The organism is Streptomyces flavochromogenes, assembly GCF_000717595.1.
GTDB lineage: Bacteria > Actinomycetota > Actinomycetes > Streptomycetales > Streptomycetaceae > Streptomyces > Streptomyces flavochromogenes.
In genome coordinates this window covers 1-12,187 of the sequence record NZ_JNZO01000007.1, presented here as the reverse complement: position 1 = coordinate 12,187, position 12,187 = coordinate 1, and the positions used below count along the sequence as shown (strand labels likewise).

Genomic DNA, 12,187 nt, shown 5'->3' with positions numbered 1-12,187 from the left:
GGCACGCCGGCTTTCACCGTCGGTGAGAGCGCATGCCGTCGGACACCGCTCTGCTTTCCAGAGTGACCTCGTCCGCGCGGTACAGGGGCCTGAGAGATTCCGGGGAGGATTTGCTCCTTCGGCGCCCACCGGAAGGTTTCTCCGGGGGACTCTCCCGCACAGGGTCGACAGCCACAGCCAGCCTACCAGCGCGGTTGCGGCTTCCATCGCTCAAGTGGCCGACATCCCAGTTGTGCACTTTCGTAGGGGTGTAGAGCAGTTGCGACCAGTTGGAGGGACCGTGCAGACCGATATCGATCCGCGCAGCCTGATCGGCCGCAAGGCGTACGACCGGAACGGACACAAGATCGGAACCGTGGACGAGGTGTACCTGGACGACGCGACCGGCATCCCGGAATGGGCAGCGGTCCGCACGGGCCTGTTCAGCCGGGACGCCTTCGTCCCCCTGGAGCCGAGCGAGCTCATCGACAACGGCCTCCACATCCCGTACGAACGCGCCCTGATCAAGGACGCCCCCGACTTCGGCGTGGGCCGCCATCTCTCCCCGGAACAAGAGCTCCAGCTCTACCGCCACTACAGCCTGGCCCTCCCGCCACCCCCCACGGACACGGACTTCGGCCACCTGGCAGGCCAGTAGGCAGGAGACGCCCCACCGAACCGCGCGCGGACGGAGGCGACCCACCACAGACGGTCGCCACCGGCCCACAACCGAGCAGAAGACCCCCGCCCACCACCGGACGGGGGTCCACAAGGCCGCAGCCGCACAGGAGGCCACCCGACAGCCCGGGGAGCGGACCGGCTGACCCACGGCCGAGCAGAAGGCCCGCGACCGGCAGGGGGCCACCAGCCGACGCGAGGAGGCCGCCCGGCAGGACGGAAAAACCCACTGGCCCGCTGCCACTGGTCGCGGGCGGGCGGGAGGCCGTCCGCGAAACGGGAGTCGACCAGCTCAGGGCACGCTGGCCACCAGCGCCCCGCAGGCAGGAAGCCACCGGCCGGGTGTCACCAGCCCCGCCGGACGGGTCACCCGCCGGGATCAGGCCGCGAGGCCGCCCAGCACCCCGCCCGCAGCCAGGCCGGGGCACACCCGGCCCCAGCGCCACGCGCCGACCACCGCCAGCCGCAGCCGCCAACGGCGCTGCCACCCCATGGGAAAGCCCGCACCTCTGCCCGCTCAGCAGCACGGGTGGTGCGGGTGGGAACACGAGCCCGGCCGCCAGGCCGGGCACTCCCCCACCCCACTCGGCAGCCGCCAACACCCCCACACCCCCCAAGGGAACCCCCGCACCTCTGCCCACCGACCCGCACGGGTGGTGCGGGCGGGAACCCACGCCCCGCCGCAGTCCGCGCACCCCGCACCCCGCACCCCGCACCCCGCAGCCCACCCGCACCACCCGCGGTGCCACCGCCCCACAGCGGGAGCCGCCGCCACTCACCCCCGCCCCACCAACGGCAACGGCTCCCCCGGCTCAAGCTCCGGATCATCCACCGCAAAGGTCCGCACCCGCCCCGGCACCGACCCCGGCTCCTCGAACCGCACCGTCACACGCCCGACCCCGCTCCCCTGCACCCACCCGGCGCCGTACTCGGCATGCCGCACGTCATGCCCGGGCGACCAGCGCCGTTCCACGGCCTCATGGACCTCAGGCTCACCGGAAGCCACAGCCGACGCGACGGGCGCACCCGCAACCGCAACACCCCCCGCTCTCTCCGCCGAAGCCGCAACGCCCTCCCCCGAAGCCGCCGCGCTCTCCGCCTCCGCCTGAGCGAACAGATCCTCCTGCGTATAGTCCGCGAGCCCGCTCACCCCGACCCCCAGCAGCCGCACACCCCCGGTCGTGTCCACCGCCTCGAGCAGCCGTCCCGCCGCCTCCCGCACCACACTCGGATCGTCCGTGGGCCCCCGGAGCGTCTCGGACCGCGTGAGCGTCGAGAAGTCGAAGCGCCGCACCTTCAGGACGATGGTCCGCCCGGAGTGCCCGGAAGCCCGCAGCCTCCCCACGCACCGCTCCGCGAGCCGTTCGACCTCGAACCTGATCCGCACCCGGTCGTGCAGGTCGACGTCGAAGGTGTCCTCGACCGAGACCGACTTGGCGTCCCGCTCGGCCACCACGGGCCGATCGTCGTACCCCTGGGCCATCAGGTACAGCGACGCCCCGTGCGCCCGCCCCAGGAGCCGTACGAGCTCGTCCTCGCCCGCTTCCGCGAGGTCGGACACGGTGGTCATCCCGGCCCGCCGGAGGTGCTCCCCGGTGGCCGGCCCGACACCGGGCAGGATCCGCACCGAACGCGGTGCGAGAAGCTCCCGCTCGGTCCCGGGTTCGATCAGCACGAGGCCGTCGGGCTTCGCCTCCTCGGAGGCGATCTTCGCGATCATCTTGGATCCGGCGAGCCCCACGGACCCGGTGAGCCCCGTGGTCGCCAGGATGTCGATCCGCAGCCGCTCACCGGCCGCACGCGCGCTCGCGCTGTCGTCGGCCACGCCCCCGGCGTCGAGGTCCACGAAGGCCTCGTCGAGGCTGAGCGGCTCCACGAGCGGGGAGAGCCGTCCGAGCAGCTCCATCACCTGCTCGCTGATCGACCGGTAGAACGAGAAGCGCGGTACGAGGTAGGCCGCGTTCGGCGCGAGCCGCCGCGCCTGGCCCATGGGCATGGCCGAGTGGACTCCGAAGCGGCGCGCCTCGTACGAGGCTGTGGCGACCACGCCTCGGGGGCCGAGGCCGCCGACCACCACGGGCTTTCCGCGCAGGCTGGGCTTCGACGCCTGCTCGGCGGCGGCGAAGAAGGCATCCATGTCGAGATGCAGGATGGTGGGCGCGGCTCTCACACTTCCGATGCTGCCTCACACCACTGACAACGAGCCCCACCACACCGCACGGCGCCGGAGCGCAGAGCTCAGGGCCCCAGCCAACCCACCAGGCCCAAGCCCGAAACCAAAGCGAAGGCCGAAGCCACAGTCGCACCGCAAGGCACGCCCCCACAGCGAGGACCAGGGCCAAGCCCCGAAGACGAAAGCCCGAAGCGAAGCCTCAAGGCGAAGCCCCGAAGCGAAGCCCCGAAGCAGAGAGCCGAAGCGAAGGCCCCGCCCTCAGACCGCCCTGTCCCGCCGACGCCGCGCCAACTCGTCCCCCGGGTTGTGCCCCACGAGCGTCTCGCCCGTGTCGACCCGCTCCCCGTGCAGCTGCGAGAGCGCCGCCTCGACGTCCCGCCAGACCACGCCGACGGCGATGCCGAAGACACCCTGCCCGCCCTGGAGCAGGTCGACGACCTCGTCCGGCGAGGAGCACTCGTACACCGTGGCCCCGTCGCTCATGAGCGTCATCCGCTCCAGGTCACGGAAGCCCCGCGCGCGCAGGTGCTGTACCGCGGCCCGGATGTTCTGGAGGGCGACGCCCGTGTCGAGGAATCGCTTGACGATCTTCAGCACGACGACGTCGCGGAAGCTGTAGAGCCTCTGGGTCCCCGACCCGTACGCGGGGCGCACGCTCGGCTCCACGAGCCCCGTACGCGCCCAGTAGTCCAGCTGGCGATAGGTGATCCCGGCCGCCGCACAGGCCGTGGGACCGCGATAGCCGATCGTCTCGCCCGCCACGCCGGGACCGGCACCGGACGCACTCGTGGGCCCCGCGGCCGCGCCACCCCCCACACCGGCGTCCGCACCCGCGCCCGCACCGAAGTCGCCCACACTGCCGTGAAGCGGATACGGACCGCTCTCTCCGGACACGCGTCCGAGCGAGCTCCCTGCCGTACCGTCCGCGCTGCTCATCACGCCGACCCTCCGTCCTTGACCTGCCCACACGAAGGTAGGCAGTCACTCGGGGTGCGTCAACGATCGCCACACTCGGCACGCCGAGTGATAATCACCCTGAGAGTGGTTTCCCGTCTCTCTCGTCGGGGAAAGGCTACTCGAATGCTCTGACAGCACCCCGCGAACGGCCTGCGGCCGCGCCGCTTCGACTCACTGACTGTTGGTCCCGAAATCCTCCGGTGAGATTTGGTCGAGGAACTCGCGGAACTTCTCCACCTCGTCCTCCTGCTCGTCCGGAATCGCGATGCCGGCGTCGTCCAGCACACCGTCACTGCCGTAGATCGGCGTTCCGGTCCGGAGGGCCAGTGCTATCGCGTCCGAAGGCCGCGCGCTCACCTCGACGCCGCTGGCGAAGACCAGCTCGGCGTAGAAGACCCCGTCACGCAGATCCGTGATGCGGACTTCGGTGAGTTCCTGTCCCACGGCCTCCAGCACGTCCTTGAACAGGTCGTGCGTCAGCGGCCGCGGAGGGGCCATCCCCTGCTGGGCGAAGGCAATCGCGGTCGCCTCACCCGGTCCGATCCAGATGGGGAGGTACCGATCGCCTCCCACTTCACGCAGGAGCACGATCGGCTGGTTGGAGGGCATTTCCACCCGGACACCCACAACGTCGAGCTCGTTCACACAGCAACCCTAGGACGTGCCCGACCGGTTTGGATAGTCGGGCCCTCCCAAGCCCGCCCTCAGCACACCTCGAACCCGGCCGGATCCCGGCCGATTCCGGGCACGATCCCGGCACGAACCAGCCCGGGAACGCCCTCAGGGGCTCACTGCAGCCGAATGCCCAGCGCGGTCTGAACGAGTGCGGCATGCAGCCGCACCGACTGTGCGGCGAGCTCCTGTGCGGTGGCCTCCGCATGGGCTCTGGTCTGCGGGTTACGGTGCCGGCGCAGCGGCGCGACGACCTGCTCGATCAGTCCGGCCTCGCGGTCCGCGGCAGCCTTGACGGCCCTCAGGTGCCGGGGTTCGAGTCCGAAGCGCCCCAGATCCGCGACGAGCCGCGCGACGATCACGGTCTCGGGGTCGTAGCCGCCGCCGTCCGTCTCGGAGATCAGGCCGTACGACTCCCACGCGAGGAGATCCGCCTCGGTGACCTCGGCCGCGGCCAGCAGTTCGGCCCGCCCGATCCGCGTGGCCGTGGGGGGCTCCGGGTCCTGCTCCCATGCTCCTTCGAGCAGGTCCCGCCGACGCCCGGGGGCGGGGAGCTTGATCTGCTCTCCCCTGGCGAGGGCGTCGAGGTGCTCACGGATGACCTTCAGCGGAAGGTAGTGGTCCCGCTGCATCCGCAGGATCTGAGCGAGCCGCTCGACATCCTGCGGGCTGAACTTCCGGTACCCGGAAGCCGTACGCCGGGGCTCCACGAGCCCCTCGGCCTCCAGGAACCGGATCTTGGAGATGGTCACTTCGGGAAATTCGTCGCGCAGCTGGTTCAGCACCGTACCGATGCTCACCAGCCGGTCGCCCGCGGTGGCGGTGCCGGATCCGGCACCGCCCGTCGGTGTTCGCAGCATGGACCTTCCCTGAAGGCTTCTCCGAGGCGCTACATGCCCCGCTGGCTCGAGTAGAAGACCAGGCGGTACTTACCGATCTGCACCTCGTCGCCGTTGGACAGAACGACCGAGTCGATCGGCTCGCGGTTGACGTAGGTGCCGTTGAGGCTGCCGACGTCGGCGACGGTGAAGCTGCCGTCCTGGGCCCGCCGGAACTCGACATGGCGCCGGGAGACCGTGAAGTCGTCCAGGAAGATGTCGCTCTGCGGGTGACGGCCGGCCGTCGTCAGCTCGCCGTCGAGCAGGAAGCGGCTGCCGGAGTTCGGCCCACGACGCACCACGAGGAGCGCGGAACCGGACGGCAGGGCCTCGACGGCCGCCAGCGCCTCCGGAGAGAGCGAGGGCAGCTGGGTCTGGCCCGTGACCTCCGCGTCATAGGCCTCGAGGCCCGAGATGGAGATCGTGGACGTCGTCTCGGAAGCCCGCTCGGGTGCGACTCCGCCCCGCAGCGGTGTGCCGCAGTGCGAGCAGAAACGGCTGTCTGCCGCGTTGCGGTGACCGCACCTCGTACACACCGGCATGGACGCATCCTCCTGCCGCGGCTGCCCCGCCGAGGTCTGTGTCGCGTACGGGTCGGGGGTAAACCCTCCACCCGTACTTGAGGTTGATGGTTCTCCGAAACCTATGCGGGCAGCCCCGGCAGGGTCAACAGACGACGCGCCGTACGCGCCCGGAACGTCACCACCCTGGCCGCCGACCTCATCGCGGAAGAGCGGGCGTTCGCCGCCCTGCTCCTCGCTCTGGGCATGGCGCGACGCGCGGTGCTTGGCGTTACCGCCGTCCTCGCGTCCGCTCTTGCCGAACAACTTCGCAAAAAAACTCACGGGCGATTCCCCTTGACCGAAACAGACCCGCCCGTGGGGCAGGACGAACCGAGATCCATCACACCTGCCGACCCGGACACCTTCACAACGTCCGTATCCTCCGGACAGTTTCCACCACGCACCACCGATGTGGTGCGCCGACCCCCCGCAACGACGTGCCCTTGTCGCGGGACCCCCCTTGTCTCCCTCTCACTGCGAGGACGACTGAGCGTAGTCAGGCCGCTTCGCGGGTCGCAAGGCATCGACGATGATCTTCGCCGACCGCTCCACCGTGGCTGTGGCCTGCTCCTTCTCCAGGGTCTGCACGACACCTCCGGGGATGTTGAGCGCGGGCTCGAGATCCTCCGGCTTGCCGATGACCTTGAAGACGTACGGAGCGGTCACCTTCGTTCCATCGATCCGCATGTCATCACCGCCACCGGTGAAATAACTGTCCGCGACCACCCGGACACCGTTGACCTGGATCGCCTCGGCGCCCGCGGCGCGCAGCTCCTGGATGGCGTCGAGCAGCATGTCCGACTCGACGGCCCCGGACGGGTCGCCGACGGACAGGGTGATGCCGGGCCCCTCGGCCGCGACGGTGCCGGCCAGGATCCCGAGCTGCTGCTCCTTCTCCTGGGTCTGCTTGCGCGCCTCTTCGGCCTGGTCCGAGCTGGACTCCAGCTCGATGCGCTGCTTCTCGAGGCGGGACTTCTCGTCCTCCAGGCGCTGCGTACGGTCGTCGAGCTCGTCGAGGATCCGGACCAGGTCCTCCTGGCGCGCCCCACGCAGGGCGCTGTTGTCACTGGTCGAGGAGACCTGGATCGCCAGGCCGAGACCGAGGACGAACAGCAGCAGCGCGACGACGAGTTGGGCCCGGGTCACCCGAGGCGGCCACAGCGCGGAGCCGAGCCGCCGCCGACCGCTCGGCTCGGTCGCGGGGGCGACCGGCGGCACGGGTACGCGGACGTCGTGGTCCGCGGTCGTGTCATGGACGGAATCCGAAGGCGCCTCGCGATCTCCTGCCGCACCGCCACGCGCGGGCTCGCCGACGCCCTCCGCCTTCCCGACGCTCCCGGGCTCCCGCTCGCTCTCGGAGTGCCGGGGCTCCCGCTCGTTCTGGGACTCCTGCGAATCCTGGGAGTCCTGGGAGTCCTGGCGGTTCCGGGAGTCCTGGGGGTTCTCGGAATTCTGAGGGTTCTGAGAGTTCCGGGGGTTCTCGGGGTTCTGCGGGTTCTCGCTCATCGGCCTCACGCCCGGAAGACATGGCGCCGGATGGCGGCCGCGTTGGAGAAGATACGGATGCCCAGCACGACGACCACACCGGTCGACAGCTGCGCGCCCACGCCCAGCTTGTCGCCGAGGAAGACGATCAGGGCGGCCACGACCACGTTGGAGAGGAACGAGACCACGAAGACCTTGTCGACGAAGATCCCGTCGAGCATGGCCCTGAGGCCGCCGAAGACCGCGTCGAGGGCGGCGACCACGGCGATCGGAAGATAGGGCTCGACCACCGCCGGAACCTCGGGGCGGACCAACAGTCCGACCACGACTCCGACGATCAGGCCCAGTACGGCGATCACGATGTGCCCTTCCCTGTGTCGGCCGTGGCCCGACCGGACGGCGTCGCCGCCCCGGCCCCCCTCGGCTCTGCGGTACGTACGGTCAGGCTCGGCGCGGCCGGCAGGCGTACGTCGCCCTCGACCGTGATCCCGCTCCTGATCCCGAAGTTCTCCACCAGCGCGTGCAGATACTGCCCGTCGGCGCTGTCCTGGAACGCGGTGCTCAGCCGCTGCCCGTCCCCGATCGCGAGGATGGTGTACGGCGGCACCAGCGGCTTGTTGTCGACCAGTATGGCGTCGCCCGCGGCCCGGATCGCGGACAGCGAGGTGAGCCGCTGCCCGTTGATGGCGACGGCCTCGGCGCCGGACTCCCAGAGCCCGTTGATGACGCGCTGCATGTCCCGGTCGCGTACCCGGCCCGTGTCGGCGAAGCCGCTGCTCTCCCGCGGCCCGCCTCCCCCGGTCTCGGTGTTCTTGGCGTCGTTGACGACGAGCTTCACGCCGGGGCCGTGCACGGGCGTCGCGCCCGAGAGCAGCCCCACGAGCTCGGCCTGGTCGCCGCCGTGCTGCTGGAGTGCCTGACGCTGGCGTTCGCCGACCTCGGACCGGATCCGCTCGACGTCCTGCTCAAGCTGCTCGGCCGAGGACGTCTCCGCCTCGATCCGATCGATCAGTTCCTGCCGCTCCTTGGCGACGACGGGCGCGGAGATCCTCGCCTCGGCCGCGCCCACGGTCACCAAAGCCGCGGCGAGCACCAGGCCCGCGGCGACCCCCAGCTTGGCCCGCAGGCTACGGGGCAGCCCACCACCCTCGGCAGCGCGTCGGGCGGTCGCCTCCGCGTAACCGTCGTCGAGCGCGTGGTCTATCACGTTGTTCAGCAGCGACATGGACGCGTCCGGGCGCGGCGGCGGTGATCCGGTGCTCCGAACGGGGGGCTGCTGCGACATGCCGCACATCGTCGCACGTCGCGCGGCCTACCGCCGAATGGCCCCTCCAGCAGGCGGGGAGGCACCCCGTGGGCGCCTCCCCGCCGGCCGGTCCGGTCCGCTCAGCTACCTGCGCTGTCGACCACTTCGGCCCATTCGTCGAGCAGGGCCTGGGCGGAGGCGTCGTCGGGTCCCTCGGCCCACAGATGGGTGACGGCCTCGGCGGGGTCGGGCAGCACCATCACCCACCGCCCGTCGGCCTCCACCACCCGCACGCCGTCGGTGGTGTCCACGGAGCGGTTGCCCGCGGCCTCCACCACCCGGCGCATCACGAGCCCCTTCACGGCCCACGGCGTCGCGATGTCCCTCTTGAGGACATGCGCCCGTGGGATCCGCGCGTCGATCTGGCTCAGCGTGAGCTGAGTCCGCGCGACGAGACCGATGAGCCGCACGAAGGCGGCGGCCCCGTCGAAGACGCTGCTGAACTCGGGCACGATGAACCCGCCGCGCCCGTCGCCGCCGAAGATCGTCGACTCCTCGCGCCCGACCCTCGTGAGGTCGTCCGGCGAGGTGGTCGTCCACTCCACCTGCGTGCCGTGGTACGCGGCGACCTGCTCGGCGATCCGTGTGGTCGTCACCGGCAGCGCGACCCGCCCCGAGCGCCGCTCGGCCGCCACCAGGTCCAGCATCACCAGGAGCGCCCGGTCGTCCTCGATGATCCGGCCCCGCTCGTCGACGAGCGAGAGCCGCTCACCGACGGGGTCGAACCGCACGCCGAACGCGGCCCGCGCCGAGGCCACGATCTCCCCGAGGCGTACGAGCCCGGCCCGCCGGCTCTCGACCGACTCCGTGGGTCTGGACTCGTCGAGCCCGGGGTTGATCGTCAGCGAGTCGACCTGGAGCCGCCCGAGGAGGCTGGGCAGCACGAGCCCGGCGCTGCCGTTGGACGCGTCCACGACGACCTTCAGTCCGGCCTCCGCGACCCCGGAGGTGTCGACGTTCCGCAGCAGGGAGCCCGTGTACGAGTCGAAGACGCTCGCCGGGAAGGAGAGGTCACCGATCTCTCCGGGGAACGCACGGCGGTACTCCTGCCGCGCGAACACCCGGTCGAGCTTGCGCTGCCCGCCCTGGGACAGGTCGGCACCACGCTCGTCGAAGAACATGATGTCCACGGAGTCGGGCACTCCGGGCGAGGTCCGCACCATGATGCCGCCGGCGCTTCCCCGCGCGGTCTGCTGCCGTGCAACCGGCAGCGGTACGTTCTCCAGGTCACGTACGTCGATGGCGCTGGCCTGCAGCGCCGAGATCACGGCCCGCTTCAGCGCCCGCGCACCCCGGGAGTGGTCACGAGCCGTGGTGACGGTCGCGCCCTTCTTCAGGGTCGTGGCGTACGCCCCCGCCAGCCGGACCGCCAGCTCGGGGGTGATCTCCACGTTGAGGATGCCGGAGACTCCTCGGGCCCCGAAGAGGTGGGCCTGCCCACGGGACTCCCAGATGACCGAGGTGTTGACGAAGGCGCCGGCCTCGATCGTCTTGAACGGGTAGACCCGGACGTTGCCCTGCACGATCGATTCCTCACCGATCAGGCACTCGTCCCCGATAACGGCTCCGTCCTCGATCCGGGCGGCCCGCATGATGTCGGTGTTCTTCCCGATCACACAGCCGCGCAGATTGCTCTGCTGCCCGATGTAGACGTTGTCGTGGACGACGGCCTTGTGCAGGAAGGCACCGCTCTTCACGACGACGTTCGAGCCGACGACGGTGTGTTCACGGATCTCCGCGCCGGCCTCGACCTTGGCGTAGTCACCGATGAAGAGCGGTCCCCGGAGGACGGCCTCGTGGTGCACCTCGGCACCTTCGGCGACCCAGACACCCGGCGAGATCTCGAAGCCGTCGATGTCGACCTGGACCTTGCCCTCAAGGACGTCGGCCTGGGCCTTCACATAACTCTCGTGGGTGCCCACGTCCTCCCAGTAGCCCTCGGCGACATAGCCGTAGATCGGCTTGCCTTCCTTCATCAGCTGCGGAAAGACATCACCCGACCAGTCCACCGAAACGTCTGCCTGGACGTAGTCGAAGACCTCGGGCTCCATCACGTAGATGCCCGTGTTCACGGTGTCCGAGAAGACCTGGCCCCAGGTGGGTTTCTCCAGGAAGCGCTCGACCTTGCCCTCTTCGTCGACGATCGTGATTCCGAATTCCAGTGGATTCGGCACTCGGGTGAGACAGACCGTGACGAGGGCGCCCTTCTCCTTGTGGAAGGCGATGAGATCCGTGAGGTCGAAGTCGGTGAGCGCGTCCCCCGAGATCACGAGGAAGGCGTCGTCCTTCAACGCTTCCTCGGCGTTCTTCACACTTCCCGCTGTACCGAGCGGCTTCTCCTCATTGGCATACGTGAGCTCCATCCCGAGCTCCTCGCCGTCGCCGAAGTAGTTCCTGACGAGGGAGGCGAGAAACTGCACGGTGACGACGGTCTCGTTGAGACCGTGCCTCTTGAGCAGTCGTAGGACGTGCTCCATGATCGGCCGGTTCACCACCGGCAATAGAGGCTTGGGCATGCTCGAGGTCATGGGGCGAAGTCGGGTTCCTTCGCCACCGGCCATCACGACGGCCTTCATGTCGGAAGCGTCCTCCTTGAAGAGACGACGGTCCTGCCGACTTCACCTGTCCGTTCCCAGTAGCCCTCGGACGTCCTCGTTGTTGCCGGCGACGCTGCTCGGCACAGGACGGACGGGCTCAATCGGCCGCGGTATCCGCCTTCACGAGTCGACGGACCTGGACCACGTAGAGGATCCCTGCCCACCAATACAGAGTTGTACCCCATCCGGCGAAGGCCCACCCGAAAACTTCAGCGAGTGACGAAAGCCAGCCCGTTCCGTCACTGAGAAGCAGCAACGGGAACGCGTACATCAAGTTGAAAGTCGCAGCTTTGCCGAGGAAGTTCACCTGCGGCGGCGGGTAACCGTGCCGGCGGAGGATTGCCACCATCACCAGCAGCATGGCCTCGCGCGCCAGAAGGGCGGCAGTCAGCCACCACGGCAGGATCTCGCGCCAGGTGAGACCCACGAGGGTGGACAGGATGTACAGACGGTCGGCGGCAGGATCGAGCAGCCGGCCGAGGTTGCTGATCTGGTTCCAGCGCCGGGCCAGTTTGCCGTCGAGATAGTCGCTGACGCCGCTGAGCATCAGGACGAGAAGCGCCCAGCCGTCACTGTTGGGGCCACCGAACTCCGGACGGAGAATCAACCACAGAAACAGCGGCACGCCGGCGAGACGCGCCATGCTGAGAATGTTGGGGATGGTGAGGACCCGGTCGGTCTGAACGCGAGTCTCCTGGACCTCCACCCGGGGGCCTCCTGCTGGGAACGTACGGACGATGCCCCCTGACCTTACCCGCAGCCACAACACCCCGATGCACAGGGGGCGCCCGCCGGGCCGGGAACGCAAAAATGCCTCAACCCCCGGACATGGTCCGGGGGTTGAGGCTAAAAATTGTTCGGCGGCGTCCTACTCTCCCACAGGGTCCCCCCTGCAGTAC

11 protein-coding genes and 1 riboswitch are annotated in these 12,187 nt (G+C 69.7%); of the genes, 1 reads left to right on the top strand and 10 read right to left on the bottom strand.

Translation table 11 applies throughout. The features are described 5' to 3' along the window. Nucleotides 1-67 precede the first annotated feature (67 nt). Nucleotides 68-167, bottom strand: a riboswitch (glycine riboswitch). Nucleotides 168-280: 113 nt separating this feature from the next. Next, entirely contained in the window at nt 281-637 is a 357-nt protein-coding gene (locus IF00_RS0109925; RefSeq protein WP_030316468.1) for a PRC-barrel domain-containing protein, read from the top strand. 795 nt (nt 638-1,432) lie between these two features. Here IF00_RS0109925 and IF00_RS0109920 read toward each other — a convergent pair. The 10 genes from IF00_RS0109920 to clsA form a co-directional block, all read right to left on the bottom strand. Continuing rightward, complete coding sequence (locus IF00_RS0109920; protein ID WP_030316466.1) at nt 1,433-2,827, bottom strand: DNA polymerase IV; 1,395 nt, start codon at nt 2,825-2,827, stop codon at nt 1,433-1,435. 261 nt (nt 2,828-3,088) lie between these two features. After that, complete coding sequence (locus tag IF00_RS0109915; RefSeq protein WP_078944601.1) at nt 3,089-3,766, bottom strand: MerR family transcriptional regulator; 678 nt, start codon at nt 3,764-3,766, stop codon at nt 3,089-3,091. 192 nt (nt 3,767-3,958) lie between these two features. Next, nucleotides 3,959-4,432, bottom strand: a complete 474-nt coding sequence (locus IF00_RS0109910) for a bifunctional nuclease family protein (RefSeq protein WP_015032172.1) — start codon at nt 4,430-4,432, stop codon at nt 3,959-3,961. A gap of 143 nt (nt 4,433-4,575) precedes the next feature. Continuing rightward, entirely contained in the window at nt 4,576-5,319 is a 744-nt protein-coding gene (gene ftsR, locus IF00_RS0109905) for a transcriptional regulator FtsR (protein WP_030316462.1), read from the bottom strand. Between the two features lie 29 nt (nt 5,320-5,348). Further along, nucleotides 5,349-6,311: an FHA domain-containing protein gene (locus IF00_RS43505; protein WP_078944600.1), complete on the bottom strand. Its 963-nt coding sequence runs from the start codon at nt 6,309-6,311 to the stop codon at nt 5,349-5,351. Between the two features lie 60 nt (nt 6,312-6,371). Then, the gene (locus IF00_RS0109895) at nt 6,372-7,406 is read right to left on the bottom strand and encodes a DUF881 domain-containing protein (protein ID WP_388307900.1); all 1,035 of its coding nucleotides are present in this window, start codon (nt 7,404-7,406) and stop codon (nt 6,372-6,374) included. A 5-nt stretch (nt 7,407-7,411) separates the two neighbouring features. After that, nucleotides 7,412-7,744 carry a small basic family protein gene (locus IF00_RS0109890; RefSeq protein WP_015032176.1) on the bottom strand — a complete coding sequence of 111 codons (333 nt, stop codon included), beginning with the start codon at nt 7,742-7,744 and terminating at the stop codon, nt 7,412-7,414. Then, a complete protein-coding gene (locus IF00_RS0109885; RefSeq protein ID WP_209439744.1) occupies nt 7,741-8,679 on the bottom strand; it encodes a DUF881 domain-containing protein in 939 nt (312 codons plus the stop codon). Before IF00_RS0109885 ends, IF00_RS0109890 begins: the two co-directional genes overlap by 4 nt. Nucleotides 8,680-8,771: 92 nt before the next feature. Further along, nucleotides 8,772-11,267, bottom strand: coding sequence for a mannose-1-phosphate guanyltransferase (locus tag IF00_RS0109880; RefSeq protein ID WP_030316451.1), 2,496 nt, complete (start codon nt 11,265-11,267; stop codon nt 8,772-8,774). A 118-nt stretch (nt 11,268-11,385) separates the two neighbouring features. After that, nucleotides 11,386-11,994 (bottom strand): cardiolipin synthase ClsA, encoded by a 609-nt coding sequence (gene clsA, locus IF00_RS0109875; RefSeq protein WP_030316448.1) that lies wholly within the window; start codon nt 11,992-11,994, stop codon nt 11,386-11,388. Nucleotides 11,995-12,187: the final 193 nt, after the last annotated feature.

Excerpts from the sequence above, each read along its gene's own strand:
- IF00_RS0109915 (WP_078944601.1), bottom strand. The coding sequence starts at position 3,766 with ATGAGCAGCGCGGACGGTACGGCAGGGAGCTCGCTCGGACGCGTGTCC.
- ftsR (WP_030316462.1), bottom strand. The coding sequence starts at position 5,319 with ATGCTGCGAACACCGACGGGCGGTGCCGGATCCGGCACCGCCACCGCG.
- IF00_RS0109895 (WP_388307900.1), bottom strand. The coding sequence starts at position 7,406 with ATGAGCGAGAACCCGCAGAACCCCGAGAACCCCCGGAACTCTCAGAAC.
- IF00_RS0109885 (WP_209439744.1), bottom strand. The coding sequence starts at position 8,679 with ATGTGCGGCATGTCGCAGCAGCCCCCCGTTCGGAGCACCGGATCACCG.
- IF00_RS0109880 (WP_030316451.1), bottom strand. The coding sequence starts at position 11,267 with ATGAAGGCCGTCGTGATGGCCGGTGGCGAAGGAACCCGACTTCGCCCC.